At 68.3% G+C, this 22,050-nt stretch carries 18 protein-coding genes; 11 read left to right on the forward strand and 7 right to left on the reverse strand.

Features of this window, described 5'->3' with window-relative positions:
• Nucleotides 1-247: 247 nt before the first annotated feature.
• The 9 genes from V7Q48_RS16675 to V7Q48_RS16715 all read left to right on the forward strand — a co-directional run bounded on the left by V7Q48_RS16675 (nucleotide 248) and on the right by V7Q48_RS16715 (nucleotide 8,787).
• Complete coding sequence (locus tag V7Q48_RS16675) at nucleotides 248-754, forward strand: 2Fe-2S iron-sulfur cluster-binding protein (RefSeq protein ID WP_333839992.1); 507 nt, start codon at nucleotides 248-250, stop codon at nucleotides 752-754.
• The gene (locus V7Q48_RS16680; protein ID WP_333839939.1) at nucleotides 751-1,740 is read left to right on the forward strand and encodes an FAD binding domain-containing protein; all 990 of its coding nucleotides are present in this window, start codon (nucleotides 751-753) and stop codon (nucleotides 1,738-1,740) included. The genes V7Q48_RS16675 and V7Q48_RS16680 overlap by 4 nt, the downstream gene beginning before the upstream one ends.
• A complete protein-coding gene (locus V7Q48_RS16685; RefSeq protein WP_333839943.1) occupies nucleotides 1,737-4,076 on the forward strand; it encodes a xanthine dehydrogenase family protein molybdopterin-binding subunit in 2,340 nt (779 codons plus the stop codon). The genes V7Q48_RS16680 and V7Q48_RS16685 overlap by 4 nt, the downstream gene beginning before the upstream one ends.
• Before the next feature lie 25 nt (nucleotides 4,077-4,101).
• The gene (locus V7Q48_RS16690; protein ID WP_333839946.1) at nucleotides 4,102-4,932 is read left to right on the forward strand and encodes a kinase; all 831 of its coding nucleotides are present in this window, start codon (nucleotides 4,102-4,104) and stop codon (nucleotides 4,930-4,932) included.
• Between the two features lie 137 nt (nucleotides 4,933-5,069).
• On the forward strand, nucleotides 5,070-5,594 hold the full coding sequence (locus V7Q48_RS16695; RefSeq protein ID WP_333839949.1) for a sigma-70 family RNA polymerase sigma factor: 525 nt from the start codon (nucleotides 5,070-5,072) through the stop codon (nucleotides 5,592-5,594).
• Nucleotides 5,581-6,330, forward strand: a complete 750-nt coding sequence (locus V7Q48_RS16700) for an anti-sigma factor (protein ID WP_333839952.1) — start codon at nucleotides 5,581-5,583, stop codon at nucleotides 6,328-6,330. Before V7Q48_RS16695 ends, V7Q48_RS16700 begins: the two co-directional genes overlap by 14 nt.
• 198 nt (nucleotides 6,331-6,528) lie before the next feature.
• Nucleotides 6,529-7,089, forward strand: a complete 561-nt coding sequence (locus V7Q48_RS16705; protein ID WP_442947157.1) for a fasciclin domain-containing protein — start codon at nucleotides 6,529-6,531, stop codon at nucleotides 7,087-7,089.
• A 233-nt stretch (nucleotides 7,090-7,322) separates the two neighbouring features.
• A complete protein-coding gene (locus V7Q48_RS16710; protein ID WP_333839954.1) occupies nucleotides 7,323-8,279 on the forward strand; it encodes a DUF3034 family protein in 957 nt (318 codons plus the stop codon).
• A gap of 28 nt (nucleotides 8,280-8,307) precedes the next feature.
• Nucleotides 8,308-8,787 (forward strand): group I truncated hemoglobin, encoded by a 480-nt coding sequence (locus V7Q48_RS16715; RefSeq protein ID WP_333839957.1) that lies wholly within the window; start codon nucleotides 8,308-8,310, stop codon nucleotides 8,785-8,787.
• Between the two features lie 118 nt (nucleotides 8,788-8,905).
• On the opposite strand, the gene V7Q48_RS16720 is transcribed toward V7Q48_RS16715, so the two are convergent.
• Nucleotides 8,906-9,385 (reverse strand): hypothetical protein, encoded by a 480-nt coding sequence (locus V7Q48_RS16720; protein WP_333839959.1) that lies wholly within the window; start codon nucleotides 9,383-9,385, stop codon nucleotides 8,906-8,908.
• 100 nt (nucleotides 9,386-9,485) lie between these two features.
• Here V7Q48_RS16720 and V7Q48_RS16725 point away from each other — a divergent pair, with 100 nt between their 5' ends.
• Nucleotides 9,486-11,267: an FAD/NAD(P)-binding protein gene (locus tag V7Q48_RS16725; protein WP_333839961.1), complete on the forward strand. Its 1,782-nt coding sequence runs from the start codon at nucleotides 9,486-9,488 to the stop codon at nucleotides 11,265-11,267.
• 102 nt (nucleotides 11,268-11,369) lie between these two features.
• Nucleotides 11,370-13,058, forward strand: a complete 1,689-nt coding sequence (locus tag V7Q48_RS16730; protein WP_333839963.1) for an amidohydrolase — start codon at nucleotides 11,370-11,372, stop codon at nucleotides 13,056-13,058.
• 29 nt (nucleotides 13,059-13,087) lie between these two features.
• Here V7Q48_RS16730 and V7Q48_RS16735 read toward each other — a convergent pair whose 3' ends face one another.
• The 6 genes from V7Q48_RS16735 to pdxR all read right to left on the reverse strand — a co-directional run bounded on the left by V7Q48_RS16735 (nucleotide 13,088) and on the right by pdxR (nucleotide 21,972).
• Complete coding sequence (locus V7Q48_RS16735; protein ID WP_333839966.1) at nucleotides 13,088-13,249, reverse strand: hypothetical protein; 162 nt, start codon at nucleotides 13,247-13,249, stop codon at nucleotides 13,088-13,090.
• Entirely contained in the window at nucleotides 13,246-14,370 is a 1,125-nt protein-coding gene (locus tag V7Q48_RS16740) for a PepSY-associated TM helix domain-containing protein (protein WP_333839968.1), read from the reverse strand. The genes V7Q48_RS16735 and V7Q48_RS16740 overlap by 4 nt, the downstream gene beginning before the upstream one ends.
• Entirely contained in the window at nucleotides 14,367-17,504 is a 3,138-nt protein-coding gene (locus tag V7Q48_RS16745) for an amidohydrolase family protein (protein ID WP_333839970.1), read from the reverse strand. Before V7Q48_RS16745 ends, V7Q48_RS16740 begins: the two co-directional genes overlap by 4 nt.
• A complete protein-coding gene (locus tag V7Q48_RS16750) occupies nucleotides 17,504-19,732 on the reverse strand; it encodes a TonB-dependent receptor (RefSeq protein WP_333839972.1) in 2,229 nt (742 codons plus the stop codon). Before V7Q48_RS16750 ends, V7Q48_RS16745 begins: the two co-directional genes overlap by 1 nt.
• Nucleotides 19,733-19,787: 55 nt before the next feature.
• Entirely contained in the window at nucleotides 19,788-20,423 is a 636-nt protein-coding gene (locus tag V7Q48_RS16755; RefSeq protein ID WP_333839974.1) for an FMN-binding negative transcriptional regulator, read from the reverse strand.
• 79 nt (nucleotides 20,424-20,502) lie between these two features.
• Nucleotides 20,503-21,972, reverse strand: coding sequence for a MocR-like pyridoxine biosynthesis transcription factor PdxR (gene pdxR / locus V7Q48_RS16760; RefSeq protein WP_333839976.1), 1,470 nt, complete (start codon nucleotides 21,970-21,972; stop codon nucleotides 20,503-20,505).
• Nucleotides 21,973-22,050: the final 78 nt, after the last annotated feature.

Raw genomic sequence — 22,050 nt, forward strand, 5'->3', positions numbered from 1 at the left:
ACGGCAAGGCGCCTCCGCCGCCGCCCCCCGCGCCGGCGCGCTGACACCCGGCACAGCCGCGCCATCACGATGGCGCGGCTGTCCTTTTGCAGACGTCTGGCCGGGTTTTGACGGCGCTATGACTGGCGAGCGTCCCGGCTGGAAATTTGGTGCATCCTCAAATGAAACCGATTAGCCTGCGGTGCGTATGGCACCCATGCGGGCCGGGATCGTTGGCGTCCCGCCATACCTGCAATCGGAGAATGGGATGTCGCTTATCGTGAATGGGTCGGAGGTGTCGGCCCCAGCCGATCCGCGTACCTCGCTGCTCGACTATTTGCGGGAAGAGCTGCATCTGACCGGCAGCAAGAAGGGCTGCAACCAGGGCGCGTGCGGTGCTTGCACGGTGCTGGTCGATGGCGAACGCGTGCTGTCCTGCCTGACGCTGGCGGTGCAGGTGCAAGGCCGCGCGGTCACGACCATCGAGGGCCTGGCCGACGCCGATGGGCTGCACCCGTTGCAGGCGGCCTTCATCGAACACGACGGCTTCCAGTGCGGTTATTGCACCCCGGGCCAGATCTGTTCCGCGATCGGCATGGCGGCCGAACTGGCGCGCGGGCTACCGAGCCATGTCAGCGCCGACCTGTCGGCCGATGCCACGCTCACCCGTGAAGAAATCCAGGAGCGCATGAGCGGCAATCTGTGTCGTTGCGGTGCGCATAACGGCATCGTCGACGCCATCCATGCGACGCTCGCCGCAGAGATGCCGGCATGACGCCCTTCACTTATCACCGCGCTGTCGATGTCGACGAAGCGCTACGGCTGGGCACGGCGCCCGGCGTCGCGTTCCTTGGCGGCGGGACCAATCTCGTCGACCTGCTGCGCGAGAACGTCGCACATCATGCGCAACTGGTCGATGTCAGCGGCCTTCCCGCGACGATCGAGGAAACCGAGGGCGGTGGCCTGATGATCGGTGCCGCCGTGCGCAATACCGCGCTTGCCGAGCATCGCGCGGTCCGCACCCGCTATCCCATGCTCGCCCGTGCGATCCTGGCGGGTGCGTCGGCGCAGATCCGCAACATGGCGACGGTCGGCGGAAACCTGCTCCAGCGCACGCGCTGCACCTATTTCTACGACACCGAGGGATCGCGCTGCAACAAACGCGCGCCCGGTTCCGGCTGCGATGCGCGCGAGGGCTTCAACCGGATCCATGCCGTGCTCGGCGCATCGGAGGCCTGCATCGCCACGCATCCTTCCGACATGTGCGTGGCGCTGGCCGCGCTCGATGCCGTCGTTCACGTGAGCGGGCCGGGCGGAGTGCGCCAGATCGCATTCGCGGACTTTCATCGTCTTCCCGGCGCCACGCCCGAACAGGATACGACGCTCGGCCATGACGAACTGATCGTGGCGGTGGAACTCCCGCCGCTGGGCCTCGCCGTGAATTCGACCTATCGCAAGGTGCGCGACCGGGCGAGCTATGCCTTCGCGCTCGTCTCGGTCGCCGCAGCCCTCGAGATGGACGGCGACCGCATCGCCGACGTGCGCATCGCATTCGGCGGCGTCGCTCACAAGCCGTGGCGTGCGACCAAGGCCGAAGCGGCCTTGCGCGGGGTGCAGGCCGGCGAGCAGGCCTTCCTCGACGCGGCCGCGGCCGAATTTGCCGACGCACAGGTGCTGCGTGACAATGCCTTCAAGCCGGCGCTCGCCGGCCGGGCGCTGGCCGCCGTCTTGCAGGCGCTGGCGCAGGGAGAAACCGCATGAGCATCATCGACAGCGCCAAGCAGGCCGCCCAGGGGCTGGTCCAGGGAGCGATGGAAAAGCTCGTTCCGCTGGCACCTGACAGCTGGATACCCGGCGGCGTTCCCGATCCGCTGATCGCGCGCAAGCACGGTCTGATCGGCAAGCCGGTGTCGCGGCTCGACGGTCCGCTCAAGGTGACCGGCGGCGCGCACTTCTCGGCCGAATTCCGGTTCGACGGGATGGTCTATGCCGCCCTCGCTTATGCGACGATCGCACGCGGGCGCATCACCGCGATCGACAGCACGGCGGCGGAGGCCGCACCGGGCGTCGTGCTGGTAATGACGCACGAGAACGCCCCGCGCATGAAGGCGCCGCCGGTTTTCGGAGAATCGCCCAGTGGCGTCGGCCCGGCCGATATCGCCATCATGCAGGACAACCGTATTCACTGGAACGGCCAGCCCGTGGCCTGCGTCCTTGCACAGACGCAGGAACAGGCCGACCACGCCGCGTCGCTGCTGCGCATATCGTATGATGCGGAAGACGCGATCACCGCGCTGGCCGAGGCCAAGGCCCGCGAGACCAAGCAGGGCATGTTCATGGGGCACGCGCTGCTCAACGAACTGGGCGATGCCGAGGCCGCGTTTGCCAGCGCGCCGCACAAGGTCGACCGGGTCTATCGCACGCCGCGCCACAACCACAACGCGATCGAGCCCCATGCCGCGACGATGGCCTGGGATGGCGATACGCTGGTCATTCACGATGCCAGCCAGATGGTGTCGCAGCAGGCCGGCACGCTGGCCGAGGTGTTCGGCCTCAAGACCGAGCAGGTCCGCCTGACTTCGCCTTACGTGGGCGGTGGCTTCGGCAGCAAGGGCCTGTGGTTCCACCAGATCATCGGCGCCGCCGCGTCCAGGCTGGCGGGCCGTCCGGTGCGTATCGCGCTGTCGCGCGAGGGGGTTTACCGGGTGGTCGGCGGGCGTTCGCTGACCGAGCAGCGCGTCGCGATCGGCGCGCGCGATGATGGCACGTTCGAGGCACTGATTCACACCGGCCTGACCGTGATGTCGTCGCACAACAACATGCCCGAGCCGGTCATCCTCGGCAGCCAGATCGGCTATGCCGCCCCCAACATCCTGCTGAAGGTCGATGCCACGCGGATGCATTCGCTCGCCAACACTTTCATGCGCGCACCGGGCGAGGCGGTGGGCACGTTCGCGCTCGAATCGGCGATCGACGAACTGGCTGACCAGCTCGGCATCGACCCGGTCGACCTGCGCCTGCGTAACGAACCCGACAAGGATCCGCTGAACGGCCGCCCGTTCTCGTCGCGCCACCTGGCCGAGGCCTGGCGCAGCGGGGCCGATCGCTTCGGCTGGACAGATCGCCGCGCCACGGCAACGCACCGCGACGGCGAGTGGCACATCGGCATGGGCTGCGCGGCGGGTACCTATCCCTATTATCGCATGCCCGGCGCCGAGGCGCGGATCACGCTATCGCGGGACGGCGAGAGCGTGCGCGCCAAGGTCGAGGTTGCAGCGGCCGAAATGGGCATGGGCACCTCGACGACGACGGCCCTCGTCGCGGCCGAGCGGCTTGGCCTGCCGATCGAGCAGATCGACGTGGTCTATGGCGACTCCACGCTGCCCGGCGCGATCATGGCCGGCGGATCGCAGCAGACCGCAGCGATCGGCGGGGCGGTCATCGCCGCGCATGGCGAACTGGTCGCCGAACTGCTCAAGCTGGCCGGCAACGATTCGCCGCTGTCGGGCCTCTCGGCCAAGGACGTCGGCTGTGACGAGGGCGGTATTGCCGCCCTGGCCGATCCGTCCCGCCGCGAGACTTATGCCTCGATACTCGGGCGCGCCCAGCGCGATGCGATCACGGTGACCAAGGCCGGATCGATGCCGCTCGAGACGATGCACTGGTCGATGCATTCCTACAGCGCGCTGTTCTGCGAAGTGGGTGTTAACGCCGTGACCGGCGAGACGCGCGTGCGGCGCTTCCTCGGCTCGTTCGACTGCGGCCGCATCCTCAACCGCAAGACCGCGTCCAGCCAGTTCCGCGGCGGGATCATCATGGGCCTCGGCATGGCGCTGATGGAGGAAACCCAGTTCGACGAACGCAACGGGCGCATCATGAATCCCAGCCTCGCCGAGTATCACCTGCCGGTGCATCTCGACGTGCCCGCAATCGACGTGATTTGGACCGACATTCCCGATCCGCACACCCCGATGGGGGCGCATGGCGTGGGTGAAATCGGCATCACCGGAGTCGCGGCTGCGGTGGCGAACGCGGTGTTCAACGCCACCGGCAAGCGCGTCCGCGATCTCCCGATCACGCTCGACAAGCTGCTGTGAGCCGGGGGCGCGGAAGGGCATCTTCTTGACCGGCGCTGACGCGGCCGTGGGGCAGGACCTGATCGGGCCTGCCCTCTCGGTCATCGCGGCGCGACGGGCCGGACTGCCGGCGGGCAGGCCCCTGGTCGTCGGCATCTGCGGCGCGCAGGGCAGCGGCAAGTCGACGCTGGCGGGGCGGCTGGCGTGTCAGCTGCCGGCGGCTGCAACGCTTTCGCTGGACGACCTCTATCGCACCCGCGCCGAGCGGCAGGCGCTGGCCCGCACGGTTCATCCGCTGCTCGCTGTCCGCGGCGTGCCGGGGACACACGATGTCGATCTCGGCCTCGCACTGTTCGCCGCGCTCGATGCGCGCAGGCCCCTGACCTTGCCGCGCTTCGACAAGGCGATCGACGATCGGGCCGATCGTGCTGCGTGGGAGCGCCACGAGGCGCCGCTCCACACCCTCGTGTTCGAAGGTTGGTGCATCGGCGCACGTCCCGTGCCCGAGGCGGATCTCGCACGGCCCTGCAATGTGCGGGAGCGCGACGAGGACCCGGATGGCGTGTGGCGCCGCCACGTCAACGCGCAACTGGCCGGGCCATACCAGGCGCTGTTCGCGCGCGTCGACCTGATGATCTTCCTTGCCGCGCCGTCGTTCGAGACGGTGATCGACTGGCGTTGCGAGCAGGAGGCCGCCCTCGTGGCCGCCCGGCCTGACGCGCCACAGGCCATGGACCGCGCAGCGATCGAGCGCTTCTGCGCGCTTTACGAGCGGATCACGCGCACTTTGCTGGCCGACATGCCGGACCGGGCAGACGTGATCGCGATGCTCGACCGATCGCGCCGCTGCACAACGCTGCGTGTGCGCCAGATCTAGGCGCGTCCTCAGGTCGATCACGATCGCGCCGTCGACGCGCTTTGCCCGATTGCCTGGCGCGCGCAGCAGCCTATGGTGGCGGCTCTATGTCGACCGCCCCTCTGCCCCCTGCGTCGCCACGTTCGGAACTCGTCGCCATGCTGCTGGCGAGCGCAGAAGGCGACCATGCGCAATTCTCCGAGTTGTATCGGCGGACCAGCGCGAAACTTTTTGGCGTCGTCTTGCGTATCTGCCCGGACCGGGGGCTGGCGGAGGACGTGTTGACCGATGTTTACCTGACAATCTGGCGCCGCGCCGGCGCCTTCGATCCGGGGCGGGCGAGCCCGATCACCTGGATGGCGACGATTGCGCGCAACCGGGCGATCGATGCCGTGCGCCGCCTGCCGCGCGGCGTGCACGTCGATGTCGATGCGGCGATCGGCCTCGCCGACGGAAACACCCCGGCGGATGCGGCCCTGATCGCCGCGGAAGGCGATGCGCGGCTGCACTTGTGCGTGGACCGGCTGGACGAGCCCCAGGCCGGTGCCATTCGTGCAGCGTTTCTGCACGGTTTTACCTATGCCCAGCTCGCCACGACCATGGCCGTTCCGCTGGGTACGATGAAGAGCTGGATCCGGCGTGGCCTGATCCGGCTGAAAGAGTGCCTCCATGCCGACGACTGACCTTCCCCTGTCCGAAGACGACGCCGTGCTCGCCGGGGAACTGGCGCTGGGCGTGCTCGAGGGCGAGGATCTGGCATCGGCCCGGCGGCGCCTGATTGCCGAACCCGCCTTTGCGCGCGAGGTCGAGCGCTGGCGTGATCATTTCGCCGCCGCGGCCTTGCGCGGGCCCGACGTGGCACCGCCTGCCGAGGTGGAGCATCGCATCACGGGCGCATTGGCATCGGAGGCGGGGACGCTGGTCGCGCCTTTGGCGCCCGAACGCCCGGAGAATCGCGGCACGCCGCGGCCCGGCACATGGCGGGCAGGGCTGGGCGGGATGGGCCTGGGCCTGGGATTGGGCGCGGCCGCAGCGGCTTTGGCGTTCGTATTGCTGCGCCCTGCCGCCATGCCGCCCGCGCCGCCCGCGCTCGTCGCTCCCGTCCTGGTTGCCGCGCTCGACGTGCCGAGCGCGAAGGGCACGGTCCTCGCCCGGATCGACGCGGGGCACTTGCGCCTGACCGGTGCGCTCGCCGTGCCCGAGCGCCGCGATGCGCAGGCCTGGTTGATCGACAAGACCGGCGTGCCACGCTCACTGGGCGTGCTGCGCCGCGTCGATGGCAGCCGCCTTGAGACGGTGCCGACCCGTGCCGTGGCGCCCGGCCAGACGCTGGCCATCAGCATCGAACCGCTGGGTGGCGCACCGGGCGCCTTGCCCACTGGCCCGGTGGTGGCGACCGGGACTATCCAGACGATCTGACACGTCGACCGCCACCGCGACGGCGGGGCAAAAATAATTTTGCCCCGCGTGCATCCGACCACCCCCCGCCCTGCGTAGCTGCGCCACTGAAGGACGAAGTTGCGCTGGCCACACTTTCTTGCGGCCTCGTCGAAGAGGGACCGGGCCCGTCCGGTCGCCGCTTCGTCCTTGGTTTGGTAGCAACGAAGGGATGAGGCCATGAACAAGTTCAAGATTGCCGCGCTGGTAATCGCCGCCGGTACGACGTCGCTGGGCGCGATGGTGACGAGCGCGGCTCCGGCCCCCGTCATGGTGGGCGGCGCGCCGATGTACCCGACCAAGAACATCATCGAGAACGCGGTCAATTCCAAGGACCACACCACGCTGGTGGCCGCGGTCAAGGCAGCCGGCCTCGTCGATACGCTGCAGGGTCCGGGGCCGTTCACGGTCTTCGCGCCGACCGACGCCGCGTTCCGCAAGCTGCCGGCCGATACCGTGCCGACGCTGCTCAAGCCCGAGAACAAGGCGCAGCTGACCTCGGTCCTGACGTATCACGTCGTGCCCGGCCGCCTCAGCGGCGCGACCCTGCGCAAGGACGTGATGAAGGGCCATGGCAAGGCCATGCTGACCACCGTGCAAGGCGAGCAACTGACGGTGACGGCCAAGGGTCGCATGCTGATGATCACCGACAGCAAGGGGCAGGTAGCCAAGGTCACGATCGCCGACGTCAACCAGAGCAATGGCGTGATCCACGTCATCGATACGGTGCTCTTGCCCTGAGGGTCGCACAGGGCGGGGGAGGGCGTTCGCGCGCCTTCCCCCAATCCCTGCGCGTGTGAATAGACGCGGCGCGACCCGAGGGCGTCGCCATTCAAAAACGAGATTCGACAAGGCGGGGGGCAATGATCCCGCTTCTTCCAGTGGAGTGAGACATCATGAGGTCGATCTGTTTACCCCGGGCCGCGTGGGCGGTCCTGGCGGGGGTGTCTTCGTGCGCCTTCGCGCTGCCGGCGATGGCGGCCGATAAGACGGCAAGTGCCGACACGGCCGTCGAGGCGGCATCCGCCGATGCCGTTGCCGCATCCGACAGCGCTGGCTCCGGCGACATGGCGTCACCCGGCGAGGCGTCGCACCGCATGAACGCGTTCAGCAACGGCGGGCGCCTGCTGCTGACCGGCGGCGTCTCGACCATCGAGGGCGCGGGCGGTGGCGGCCTGGTCCCCTGGGCGCTGATCGGCGGATATGGCACGCGCGACGAATTCGGCATCCAGTCCTACGTCACCGGCGTGAAGTCCGAGGATTTCGCGCTGCTGTCGTTCGGCGCGGCGATCAACGTCAAGAACCGGCTCGAGGTTTCGGTCGGCCGGCAGAACTTCCACTTGCGCGACGTCGGCAAGGCGCTTGGCCTCGGCAACGACTTCATCATCAGCCAGACGATCATCGGCGCCAAGCTGCGCCTCGTCGGTGATGCGGTGCTCGACCAGAACACCCTCGTTCCCCAGATCTCGGTCGGCGTGCAGCACAAGATCAACGATGACAAGACTGTGGTCGGCGGCGCGCTCGGCCTCAAGCGCACCGGCACCGATTTCTACATCGCCGCCACCAAGCTGTTCCTCGACAAGAACCTGCTGCTCAACGCCACGGTGCGCCTGACCAAGGCCAACCAGTACGGCATCCTCGGCTTCGGCGGGCTCGGCGGCAAGGACCAGGCCTACAAGCCCACGTTCGAGGCATCGGCCGCCTATCTGGTCACGCGCAAGCTCGCGGTGGGCGCAGAGGTGCGCACCAAGTCGAACCGGCTCGAAGGGGCACTCGGCGGGGATTCCTTCCGCGAGGATGCCGCCTTCGACATCTTCGCCGCCTATGCGCTGGGCCGCAACCTGTCGGTGACCGCCGCTTACGCCGATCTCGGGCACATCGCGCTGCAGAACCAGCACGCGGCCTATCTCTCGCTGCAGGTCGGTTTCTGACGCTGCCTCTCTATCCGGAGAATTCCCGATGATGTTTTCGCTTCTCGCGGCCGGCATGATGGCCGTCCACCCCGTACCGGGGACAGAACCCCAGGTGAGCGATCCCGCGGTCAAGCCGCACTATCCAACGCTGCCGGTCATCACCCAGAACGAGCATCTCTACGAGACGTTCGGCGGCAAGGAAGGCCTGACCGCGCTCATGGACGATGCCATGACCCGCTGGCTCGCCAACCCGCGCACCCACGGCTTCTTCGCCAACGCCGATCAGGCGCGGATCAAGGAGCTTCTGGTCAAGCAGTTCTGCGTCATCATGCACGGACCCTGCACGTACGACGGGCGGACCATGGCCGAGGCCCATCGCGGCCTCAACATATCCGAGGGCAGCTTCTATGCGCTGGTCGAGGAACTGCAGGTGGCGATGAACAAGCGCCACATTCCGTTCAACGCGCAGAACCGCCTGATTGCCGCGCTGGCGCCGATGCATCGCGACATCATCGACAACAAATGACGGGCATCGACAACACATGACGGTCTGGGGCCGCGCGTCTTGCCCCTGATCGGCGCGCAGGCCTTCGTGGCGGCGGCTCTCCATCCACGGCCGCCGCCACGTTTTCTGCCAGCCTCTCTCAGGCCGGCTGGCGGGCGTCTAAAAACCGCAGATAGCGTGATTTCGCCTGGGGTGTCGGCACGTTGCCGAACAGGTCGCGATGCAGGCTGTACCCGCCTTCGCCTGCCAGGGCGTCGAGGTCGATGCAGGCATCCACGTGCCAGCCGGGAGCGTCGCGCCGTGCCTGCTGGACCGCGTCCTTCCAGCTGTTTGCCGTCAGGAATCGATAATCGTGTTCCTCGCGGACCGAGCGCGACGAGTTTCGCCCCAGCTCGGCGATGAAAAACGAACCTGCGCCCTCGGGGCGCGGCATGACGGCATCGGCGAGTTCGATCTCGATCCAGCCGTCGAGGTGGGCGGCGCGCATGGCGTTGGCGAAGCGAGCTTGGCAGTCGCGGATCAGCTGCTCTTCGCTGCCCGCGAACATCGCGTGAACCTCGTGACTTTCGAACAGGTTGCCGTCGCGCATGCCGCCGATTTCCACGAGATAGAGCTTCATCACCATCCTTTCACGATCCTATGTTGCCAGATCGCGAAGCGCCCGGTCCTTCGATGGAACAGGCGAGCGAGGGCTGCGTTCCGGACTATATGACAGAAGCGTGTCACGCTTAAGAAGGTCCAGTCCCATCAATACGATCGAACAACGCGCCAGCGGAGAGCGGATTGCCATCATCGGCGCCGGCGCGACCGGCACATATACGCTCCACGCACTGACCAATGCGGCACAGGCCTCAGAGATCGTCGTCTTCGAAAACGGCGATCGTGCGGGCCCCGGTCTCCCTTACGCCGAGCATCTCAACGACCTGCATGCGCTGTCCAACATTGCGGGCATCGAGATCCCGCCGCTGGTCGAGACGATCAACGCCTGGGCCCTGCGCCAGCCGCGCGCGCGGCTCGAGGCCTGGGGCATCGCCGACAGCGCCGGCAATGACCGGGCCTTTTTCCCGCGCGTCGTGCTGGGCGGCTGGCTCGCCGACCAGTTCGCGCTGATCGCGGATCGCAGCCCCTGTCCGGTGACGCTGCGCACCGGCGTCGACGTCGTCGACGTCGTCGCCATGCCAGACGGATGCCGTGTCGAGTGGCGCCGTCGCGGCGGCGCGATCGAGCAGGAGGAATTCGACCGCGTGATCGTCGCGACCGGATATGGCCCGACGGACGACACCGGCTCGGATGCGGCGCAGCGGACCGGCAAGGCCGCGGGCGAGGCTGCGCAGGATGCGGACGCGGCGCATATAGCCGTCCTCGGCTCCTCGCTCTCCGGCATCGACGCGGTCGTGGCCGCGGCGATGACCCGCGGGCGTTTCGAGGAGCGCGAGCAAGGCTTGGCCTACGTCGCCGCCGAGCCCTGGCGCGCGACGATGCTCAGCCGCAACGGCCTGCTTCCCGAAGCGGACTTCTGGTTTCCGCACCCCTTGCCGGACCTTGCGCATTTCACGCCGGCGACGGCGGCAGCGGCCATGCACGGCGAAGAAGGCGATCTCGACAGGGTCTTCGCGCAGTTCGCCAAGGCGCTGATCGCGCAGGCACCGGAGTGGGCCGAAGCCAACGGTGTCGCCGAGGCGAGCGCAGACGACTTTGCCGACCGATACTTCGCGGCACGGCTGGCGCGCAACGCATGGGATTACGCGCGCGAAAATCTGGCCGACGTGCGCTCCTGGCAGGACAATCACCGGACTCCGGCCTGGCGCATCGCGATCCTCAAGGCGCATGAAGTCTTCGCAACCGTGATCCCGTCGCTCCAGCCCGGCGATCTCGCGCGGCTGCATCGCGGCCTCAAGCGCGTGTTCACTGACAACTATGCCGCAGTCCCGCACCTGTCGATCGAACGCATCCTGGCCCTGCACGATGCCGGCGTGCTCGATGTCGTGGCGCTGGGCAATGACTACGACATCCGCCCCGGCGGCGGGCGCAGCTGGTCGATCCGCTCACCCAAATGGTCGGCCGAAGTGCAGGAACTGATCGACGCGCGGGGGCCACAGGCCGCGGCGCTCAACCACTTCCCGTTCCCGACGCTGCGCATGCAGCTGTGCGCGACCGCGCTCGAGGGCGGGCAGGACTGGAAAAGTGGGCTCAATCCCGATGGCGACCTGACCCTGGGCGAACAGGACCCGTCGCTGCGACGCGTACACCTGTGCGCGCTGCCGTTCCTGCTGCGCAACCGGCCCTTCGTGCAGGGACTGGTCGAATGCGCCGAGATGGCGCGTGTCGTCGCGCGGTCGATCGCCGCGTCACAGGCTTGCAGCGATGCACTCGTCCCGTCCGACGAAGACCTGCTCGGCATGCTCGACAAGCCCTCGGTGATCCTCGGCGATGGTGCGGTCATCACGCTGGCGGGCTATGGCAACGCGGCCGATCGCCGCGCGGAGGCGCTGCCGCACTGATCGCCGGATTGGCCCCACCCGATTTCCCGACCTGGACGCCGCGCAATGGCGCCGCCTGCGAAAAGGTGGCACCATCGGTACTTGGAACGGGAATTGAAGACCATGGTCACGCGTCGCGCTTTCGTGTCGGGCTCGCTTAACGCCGTGGCGGCAACCGGCCTCTCGGCGCCCGCGCTGGCCGCCGGTGCCAAATCGGTCGGGGGCCGCACGGTCGAGGTCGCCTATATCAATGCCAAGGTCTGGACGGGCACTGGCCCCGACATGCGCAGCGACGCGATCGGCGTGGCGGGCGGGCATATCGTGGCGATCGGTCGCGACGCGGTTCGCGCGCAATGCGGCCCCAGGACGCGCGTGGTCGATCTTGGCGGTGCGTTCGTCACCCCCGGCCTCGTCGATTGCCACACGCACTTCACCATCGGCTCGCTCGCCTTGAGCCAGCCATCCTTGCGCGATGCGCCCACCCCGGAAGCCTTCGTCGCCAAGATCGCCGCAGCGGCGCGCGCACTGCCCAAGGGCGAGTGGCTCGAAGGCGGCAACTGGGATCAGGATCGCTGGGGCGGCACCCTGCCCACGCGGCAGTGGATCGATGCGGTCACGCCCGACACCCCCGTGGCGGTGATCCGCTACGACCTGCACATGATCCTGTGCAATTCGCTCGCGCTCAAGCTGGCGGGGATCGATCGCAACACGCCCGATGTGCCCGGCGGCGTGATCGTGCGCGATGCCAAGGGCGAGCCGACCGGCATCGTCAAGGATGCGGCCAAGGACCTGGTGCTGCGCGCGATCGCCCAGCCCAGCGCCGCGCGCCTCGACGCTGCAGTCCGCGCGGGCATCGCCCACGGGCTGAGCAAGGGCGTGACCGAAGTTCACGTCCCCGACCTCGACTGGTCGACCTACGAGATCACCCATCGCCTGCGCACGCAGGGCGAGACCAACATGCGGTTCTACCAGTTCACCCCGCTCAAGGACTGGGAGCGCATGGCCGGCATCGTCGCCCAGGAAGGGCGCGGCGACGACTGGGTGCGCTGGGGTGCGTGCAAGGTCGTGTTCGACGGTTCGCTCGGCTCGCGCACCGCGCTGATGTATCTGCCCTATCTCGATGAATCCGGGGCACAGGGCATCGTCGTCACCGACCCCAAGGACCTCAAGGCGTGGATGGCCGGTGCCGACAAGGCCGGGCTGCAGGTGACCGCGCATGCCATCGGCGACGAGGCCAACGATATCGTGCTCGACACGATGGCGGCGGTCACCACCATGAACGGCAAGCGGGATCGCCGTTTTCGCATCGAACATGCCCAGCATTTGCGCGAGGAGAGCATCGGCCGCTTCGCCAGGCAGGGCGTGATCGCCTCGATGCAGCCCTACCACGCAATCGATGATGGCCGCTGGGCCGTGCGCCGCATCGGGCCCGAGCGGCTGCGCACTAGTTTCGCGGTCGGCTCGGTCGTGCGTTCGGGCGCGCATGTCTGCTTCGGTTCGGACTGGCCAGTCGCGCCGCTCGATCCGCTGACCGGGCTCTATGCTGCCGTGATGCGCGAGACCATCGACGGCAAGAACCCCAAGGGCTGGTATCCCGAACAGCGCATCACGCTGGCCCAGGCCCTGCGCGGCTATACCCGCGAGGCGGCTTATGCCGGCAAGGCCGAACACCTGCGCGGCGTGATCATGCCCGGAATGCAGGCCGACTTCGCGGTGTTCGACCGTGACCTTTTCGCGATCGACCCCGAAACGCTCGAGCAGGCCAAGGTGCTGCGCACGGTGGTGGGCGGCAAGGAGCGTTTCACCGCCTGAGTGAGTGCCTTGCGGCCTTGCGGCAGGCCTCAGCGCCGCCGCAAGGCCCAGGCGATCGGTGCGATGCTGACGGCAAGACCACCGGCCGCGGCCAGATCGCGCCAGCCGTCGCCGGCCAGCGCTGCGATCATCCCTGCCAGCGATACGACGGAGATCACCACGACGGGGACGAGGGGATGCGCTTGCCTCATGCTGCCATCACCTGTTTCTTCATGGCACGTTTCTTGGCAGGACGGGGCTTGCCCAGCCAGAGATAGAGGCCGCTGCCCAGCACGACGATCGTGACGAGATCGAGCAGCGCCCACAGTATCTTCATCGCCAGCCCGCCATAGTCGCCGAAGTGCAGCGGCTGTGCGAGCAGCAGGCCCTGCATGTACCACGGCATCGGCGCGACGCCGTCGACCCGCCCGGTGCGGGCATCGACCATCACCGGGGTCAGGAGCTTGGCCGTCAGCGGCGTCGCGCCCTTCAGATAGACCGCGATGTGGTCATGGCTGCTGAACGCGGCGCCGGGGAAGGCGACGAACTGGACATCCATGCCCGGCATGGCCGCGCGCGCGTTGCCCAGCGCGGTCTCGACGATCCCGGGAACATAGGCCTGGATCGGCCCGGTCCGGTCATGTGCCATGCGCGCCAGCGCATCGGCGCGCCACCAGGCGGTGATCGGATCGGCCAGTGTGTTGACCGTGCCGGTCAGGCCGACGACCAGCGCCCAGGCCAATGTCACGCCGCCGATCACGTTATGCCAGTCGAGCCAGCGCAGCCGCGTCGACTTGTTGCGCCGCACCGTGGCAAAGCCCGGCTTGCGCGCAAAGGGGGTGTAGAGCACGACGCCAGAGACCAGCGCGAGCACGAAGCTGACGCCCATGATACCGAGGAAGTATTCGCCTGCCTTGCCGAGCAGCATGTCGGTGTGAAATTCGAGCACCGTGTCCATGATCCCGCCCTGCGGCGGCTCGCCACGGGGAGGCGCCGCGGTGCGCAGGTCGATCGGGTTGAAGCGCATCGCCGCTTCGGCGGCGTCGCCGGTCTCACCGGTGGTGAGATTGACCACCGGGCGATCCTCGTCGAAGCTGAGGTAGATCGGCACCTGGCCCGGCTGGCGCGCGAGCGTGGCGATAATCGCCTGGTCGATCGGCTTCAGCTGCGCCTGCGTCCAGCTTTGTGCGGCGCGCGGCTCGAGCCAGTGGTCGATCTCGTCGTGAAAGATCAGCGGCAGTCCGGTCAGCGTCAGCAGCAGCATGAACAGCGTGCAGACAAGGCTGGACCAGGTGTGGACGCGGCTCCAGACTTTGAGCGTGGCAGGCTTCATGGGCGCAGATCCTGCCACCACGGCGCCGTGGGCGCCATGCCCTCGCGCGCCATTGTCGTGCCGTCGAACGCGATCCCGCCGCGCAGGACCATGGCGATGCGCCGCGCATTGGCGATGTCGGCGCGAGGATCGGCATCGAGCACGACGAGATCGGCGAGCTTGCCGGGCGTCACGCTGCCGAGGTCGTCGGCTCGCCCGATCACGCGGGCGTTGTCGATCGTCGCCATTTCCAGCGCCTCGGCCGGGGTGGCGCCACCGGCGACAAAGCTCGCCATCTCCCAGTGGACGCCGATGCCCTGCATCTCGCCATGGCTGCCGACGCCGACCAGAACGCCGGCGCGGCGCAGATTCACCGCATCCGCGGCGAAGCGTTGCCAGGTCTGGTAGGGCGCCGCGGTCCAGTGGCGGTCGCGCAGCTTGGCGGCTAGCACGAAGGGCGGGGTGAAGCGCCGCAAGCGCGCATCGTCCTGTGGTGCGTGGTTCTCGATCTCGTCGAACAGCAGTGGGCCGCCGCCGTAGGCGACGTTGATCGTCGGCGTGTAGGCGATCTCGCTGGCCTTGAAGAGCCGTGCCACGTCATCGTGGATCGGGGTTATCGGCAGGTCATGCTCGTTTCCGGCAAACCCGTCGATCGCGTGCGTCAGCTCGAGAATGAAGTCGGCGGCACCCTCGGTCGTGGGCATCATGCCCAGCTTGCGCGCGGCGCCGATCATCGCCTGACGCGCCGCGCGGTCGCCGACCATGTAGCTCTTGATGTTGCGCGTGCGATAGGCATCCTTGTAACGGGTCAGCACGTCTTCGGCCACGGCCTGCGAGGTGATCGCGCTGTTGACGAACACCCCCGGCCCGGTGCTGAACAGCCGCGGGCCGGCCGAGAGGCCGGCGTCGATGCGGTCGCCATAGGCGAAGATGTCGGGCGTGAAGGGCTGCACCTCCAGCACCGAGGTCACGCCATAGGCCAGCAGCGCCGGGAATTCCCAGTGCGTGGCATCGTGCACCACGCGCGGGATCGGAAAGAAGTGCGCGTGCGCGTCGATCAGTCCCGGGATGACGAACTTGCCGGCAAGCTCGCGGACTTGCGCACCCTTGGGCAGTGCCACGCTGCCGCGCGGACCGAGCGCGGTGATGCGATTGCCGGTGATGACGAGGTCTGCGTCCTGTACCACCGCGGCGTGATCCATCGTCAGCACCGTCGCGCCGCGCAGCACTTGCGGCCGGGCGGGCAGGGCACGCGCGACACGCACCGAGAGATCGCGCGGCGGGCTCGCCGCCTCGGGGTCGGCCTTCGCCAGCGTCCCGGCATCGGCATGGTGCCAGAACGGCCCCGTCGTCCACGACAGGCCCTTGCCGTCCCAGCGCATGGTATCGGCACCGACGCGGGTGATCTGGCGCGCGCCCGAGGCGGTATCGGCAAGGTTCACCGGCTTGGCATCGGCGGGCGTTGGCAGCAGGTGCAGCTCGAACGCGGTGCGCGCGATTAGCTGTTTGCCATCGGGCGAGATCCGCAACTCGTCGACCGGGCGCGGTTCCTTGACGTATTGCCCGGCGGCGCGCGCGACGATCGTGGCGCGTGACTCGAGCGTGCCGGCGGCGGTGACGCGGGCCAGCGCACCGTCGCTGTTCACGTACCAGGTGCCGTCGTCGGTCTGCTGCAGGTGGCTCAGCCCTGCGCCATGGGCCAGCACGCGCAGGCTCGCACCGCTGGCGCCGAGCGCCACGACATCGACCGGCCACGCCGGCGCCAGCTCGTCCGGCGCGTGAAGCCGGGCGTAGGCCGACGCGCGTAGCGCGACCACGCCGCTGCCATCACGGGCCCAGCGCGGTTCGGACCAGTACGCCCCTTGCGTGCCAAGCGGGCGGGGCGTGCCGCCTTGCGCGGACACGGTCCAGACGCCGCCGCCATGCTCCGCGTTCCAGCGCACGAACGCGATGGTGCGGCCATCGGGTGACCATGCCGGCTGGAAGGCGTCGCCGGCAAACAGCGCGCGCGGCGCACCACCGCGGCTGCCCGCGACATAGAGCGTGCCGAGCGCCGTGAAGGCCACCGTGCGCCCGTCGGGCGAAAGCGCTGCGCCTTCGGCCAGGTGGCTGCGCACGGTCGGCCCGTCCTCGACGCGCTGGCGCACGCGGCTCGGCGGGGCGAGCGCGAGATCGACGGGCGCGGTGAACGGGATCGGCGTCTGCGCGCCGCTGGTGACGTCGATCCGCACGAAACCGCCGTTCCTGGCCGCGATCAGCGCCTTGCCATCGGGGGTGAAGCGGAAGCCCGGCGTCAGGTCGTAGTAATAGCCGCCCTCCTGCCCGTCGTGGTCCATCGGCCAGGCGAGCCAGCGGTCCTCGCCGGTTGCAAGGTTGCGCAGGCGCAGGCCGGTCTCGCTGGTCTCGGCCGTCACGCCATCGCGCCGCGCGGCATAGGCGAGCAGGGTGCCATCGGGCGAGAGCACCGGGCGCATGCCGCCGGGCACCACGGTCTCGACCGCGCCGGTCGCGAGATCCTGGCGCGCGATCGACCAGGTCGGCGGGTCCTTTTCGGTCCAGGTGTGCCCGCGCTTGGTCGCGAACCATACACTGCGGCCATCGGGCGAGGGCGCGGCGCCGAGTGCGTTGATCCGCTCGTCCCAGCCCTCGTTGCCGCCGGGCTGGGCCTTGACGATCAGGGCGGCTGCACCGCCATCGACCGGTACGCGCCACAACTCGTACGCGAGGATCGAATGGACCGCGCGGCTGACGAACAGGCTCTTGCTGTCGGGTGCCCAGGCCGGCGAGGTCATCAGCACGAGCGAGGTATCGTGCGTCAGCGCCCGCGCTTCGCTGCCGTCGCTGCGCGCGATCCACAGCGCGGTGGTGCCCGAGCGGTCGGAGATGAAGGCAATCCACCGGCCATCGGGCGAGGGCACGGGATTGCGCTCGAACGCGGTGCCGGTGAACACGGGTTGCGCCGTGCCGCCGGCCACCGGCATGCGGTAGATGTCACCCAGCAGGTCGAACCAGAGCCAGGCGCCATCGGGGGAAATCGTCGGCTGCGCCCACGTCGCCTCGTGCGCTTCGTAAGCCAGCCGGCGGGGTTGGTCGGCGTGTGCCGCCCCGCCGACAAGCGCGAGCGCCAGGGCAATCGTGGACGCAGCCCTGCGCATCAGAGCGACCAGTCCGCGCGGACGCCGATCGTGCGCGGACGCACGATCGAGCCAGCCGGCGTCACCTGCGAGGTGAACGGCGCGTTGAGGATGCCGAACTTGTCGAACACGTTGTTGGCGAACACCAGCACGCGCACCTTCTCGCCCAGCGTCACGCCGGCGCGCAGGTCGAAAATGTTGAAGTTGCCACGCGTGGCGGTGTTGCCGAACGCCACCGGCGCCGACGACAGGTAGCGGTGAGCGATTTCGAACGTCGGCTTGACCGGCGCATCGGCGAAGTCAAACTTGAGGTTGTTCGCCACCGACCAGCGCGACGAGCCGGGCAGGCGCGAACCCGAGGCGTAGCCGCCGCCGACCGCGAAGGTATCGGGCAGGAACGAGTTGAGTTCGGCATCCTGCAGCGTGGCGCTGGTGCTGAAGCTGGCGAAGGGGGCCAGCTGTGCGGTGGCGCTCAGCTCCACGCCGGTGATGCTCGCGCTGCCGGCATTGGTGACATACGAATAGTACGACGGGGCCGGGCCGAACAGGCGGGCCTGGATGCCCTTCCAGTCGATGTTGAAGACGGTCGCCTCGACATAGAGCCGGTTGTCGATGGCGTGGAATTTCACGCCCATTTCATAGTTCTTGACCCGGTCGCTGTCGTACTTGGCCGGGATGGTCGGCAGGAGGCCGGCATTGGGGTTGATGCCGCCGACGCGGTAGCCTTCGGAATACGTGGCATAGGCCATGAAGTCCTTGGTCGGACGCGCGGTGATCGTCACCTTGGGGGTGAAGCCGTCTTCGTGGTTGGAGACGTTGCCGGTGGAATCCGTGCCGTTGTAGCCGCCCGGATAGCCGCCCAGTGCGCCGGCCTGGTTGGTCACGGTGGCATTGTAGCGATTCCAGAAGTAGCGGCCACCCAGCGTGATCTCGATGTCGCGATGCGGGGCATAGGACACTTCACCGAACACGCCGACGTCCTGGTTGTAGGTGTCGGAGATGTAACCATAAATGCGGTCGCCCGGGGCGAGCACGTTGCCGGCGAAACCGCCGAACGAGGCGCGGTTGGCGTCGATGTAGGCGCGCGCACCGTTCTGGAAGATCTGGTCGTAGCTGAACTTCTTGGCTTCCATGTAGCTGGCGCCGATCAGGTAGCGGAACGGACCATCGCCCTTGGAGGCGAGACGCACTTCGCCGGTCTTGATGTTGGCGTCGGCATTGCCGGCCGAATAGGCCGCGCCCGCACCGGTGGTGACGCCGGTGACGTAGAAGTAGGGATACGAGAACTGCGTGAAGTTGTGCTTCTCGATGATCGAGCCGATCGCGGTCAGTTCCACGCCGCCGAGGTCCTGGTCGAGACGCAGCGAGTTCATCCAGAAGCGCGTACGCTGCGGTTCGGCCCGCGCGGTGACGCGCTCGTAGGGGCGCGACAGGTCGAGGTAGGTCTGGTCCTCGAGGTAGGTGTCCTGCCACGAGGACAGGTAGCTGAGCTTGGTCGACGAGGTCGGCGTGAACACCACCGAGCCGCGTAGGCCGCGCGTGCGGAAGTCGTTTGAGCCGTTGACGCCGGTGCCGGGATTGTCGAGATAACCGGCATCGAAGCGCTGCAGCGCAACCAGGCGCACGGCCAGCTTGTCGGTGATGAGCGGCACGTTGATCATCGCCTTGGCGGCGTAGTTCACTTCGCCATGGCTATTCTTGGTCGAGCCGACCAGGCCCGAGGCCGCGGCGTCGATCTTGGTCGTGTCGGCGGTGTTGACCACGTAGTTAACGAGGCCGCCCAGCGTCGAGGAGCCGAACAGCGTGCCCTGCGGGCCGCGCAGCACTTCGACGCGGTTGAGGTCGAAGGTGTCGACGTCGGGGATCGCGATCGGGAAGCCGGGTTCGACCACGGGCACTTCGTTGAGGTAGTAGCCGACGGTGGTCTGGCCCTGCTCGTGATAGGTCGTGGCGGCGATGCCGCGGATCACCACCTCGGAAATGCCGGGCTGGTAGTCGTTGAAGACGACACCGGGCAGGCGGGCGATGTAGTCGCCCAGGCTCTGCGCGTTGGCGGCGGCAAGATCCTGGCCCGAGACGGCGCTGGCCGAGATCGGGGTCTGGTCGAGCGCGACGTTACGCTTGGTGGCGGTGACGATGATCGTGCCCGCGGCCTCGCTCGCGCCCTCTTCGGCAGCGAGAGCAGGCTGGGCGGCAATTGCCAACGCCGACACGCCGGCGAGGCAGGCAAGGTTGAGTGAAGTCCTCATGGTTTTTTCCCCTGAATGTTTATCGACACTATTCTAATCGGATCGCCCCGGCGGACTATCCTGTGACGTTTTCCCCGTGCGCCGCCATCTGTTCGTCGAGGCGGTCGCCATTGAGCCGGCGCATCCACTTCACCAGGGTCGCATCGCGATGCCCGGCAAGAATGTCCAGCAATTCAGGCAGGTCCTCTTCCTGCCCGAGCTTGAAACGCGCGTCGCTCGCGGTGACCGAGGCGCGAAAGCCGATGATGCGCGACATTAGCTGGGGCAGGCGTTCGCCCGCCTGCTCAACCTGCCACGGTCTCGTCATGCCCGCCTCGACATGATCGGTCAGCACGCGCACGGCCGGGAGAGTGCCGGGGTCGTCGAAGGTCACCTCGACCGCAAAGATCGCGACGGCGAAGTTCCAGGTCGGCGCCCAGTGCGGCTTGGCGACGAGGGCGGGCGAGACATAGCCCTGTGGCCCCATGAACAGGATGTGCGCGCGCGGGTCCACCTGCAGGGCGGCGACCTGGGCATTGCGGCGCGAGCAATGGCCGATCAGCGCGACAACCGCGCCCTCGGCATCCGTCTCGGCGACGAGGGGCAGGGGCGTCGCGTGAAAGCCGTCCGCGCCATGGTTGACGAGCCAGGCAAGGGGAAAGTCCGCGATGAGTTGGGCAAGGTCAGCCCGGGTGCCGGAAGGGAAATCCATGGACACCATCATGCGGCGTGGCTGGCCCGTTTAAAGTGCCAGTTGCGCAATCATCGGGGGACCAGCGGGCGAGCTGGCCTCAGGCCTGGCCCCGCCCCAATGCGCCGAGCGTGCGCACGGCCTGGACGATCTTGTCGGCCGGGTGGCTGGCGAAGCCCAGGCGCAGGCCATGTGGCGCGTCGGGGGCCAGGCGATAGGAAGCGGACGGGGCGAAGGTAATACCTTGCGCCGGGGCGCCTGCCTCGATCCGGGCCAGGGCCTCGAGGTCGCGAAACTCGAGCCACATCGCGAGCCCGCCGGCGGGAAGTCGCGCGCTGACCATCGCGCCAAGGTCCTGCTCCACGGCGACCGCCAGGGCGTCGCGCCGGGCGCCATAGATCGGCGTCGCCTTGCGCGCGTGGCGGCGCACTTCGCCTTCCTCGAAAAGCATCGCGACGGCATCCTCGGTCAGGCTGTTGCCCATGCCGTCGCCGATCGAGACCTGGTGCGCGGCCGCAGCAACCACCGGCGCGGGCGCGACGATGTAGCCGACGCGCAGTGCGGGCAGCAGCAGTTTGGACAGCGAGCCGACGTAGATCACAACGTCGGGCGCATAGGCCGCCATCGGCAGCAGCGGTTGCGAACCGAAACGGAACTCGTGGTCGTAGTCGTCCTCGATGATCGCAAAGCCGAACTGGCGGGCCAATTCGACCAGCCGCAGCCGCCGTTCGGGCGCCAGCGACACCGTCGAGGGGAACTGATGGTGCGGCGTCAGAAAAACCGCGCAGACCTTGTTCTGGCGGCAGGCCCGCTCGACCGCCTCGACATCGATGCCGTCGTCGTCGAGCGGGACCGGCAGCACCGGCGTGCCGGCCGCCTGGAAGGCCGCGACGGCAGGCTCGTACGTCAGCGCCTCGGCCAATGAGACGGCGCCGGGGCGGGCCAGCAGGCGTGCCGCCATGGCGATGCCCATCTGGCTGCCGCGGGTGACGCAGATGTTCTCCGCGTCGACCACCAGCCCGCGTTCCTCGCGCAGCATCGTGGCCAGGCTGGCGCGCAGCGCGTCGCTGCCGCAGGGATTGCGGTAGCCCAGTTGCTGGCGCCGCGCCGCGTAAAGCGCAGCGGTACGGAAGGCGCGCGCCAGCACTTCGGGCGGGAAAAGGCTGCCGTCCGGGCTTCCTTCATCCAGCTTGATGACACGGCCCGGCGGCACGGCGATGGGGCGATCGGGCGGGGCGGCGAAACGGTAGATCGGGCGCCGGCCGATCGGCGGGGAGAGCTCGACGGCCTCGGGCCGGCTGCGGGGCAGGCTGGTCGCGACGGCCGTGCCGCGCCGCCCGGCGGCCTCCAGCCAGCCTTGCGCGATAAGTTCTTCGTAGGCGGTGACCACGGTCTTGCGGTTGAAGCCCAGCTCGCTTGCCAGCTCGCGGCTGCTGGGCAGGGCCGACCCCGGCTGCAGCCGGCCGCGCTCGATCTCGTGGATCAAGGCATGGGCCAGCTGCATGTAGAGCGGCGTCGCGCGATCACCCTTGATGCGCTGCTGCAGGGTAAGCGACCAGCCTCGCCGCATGGACCTCTCGATGCCTCCCGAAACCCGATGTCATCGGGTCCAATCGGGCAGGTCGTGCACGACGTCAAGCGGCCAGCG

The sequence above is a fragment of the Novosphingobium sp. genome (assembly GCF_036803765.1).
Taxonomy (GTDB): Bacteria; Pseudomonadota; Alphaproteobacteria; order Sphingomonadales; family Sphingomonadaceae; genus Novosphingobium.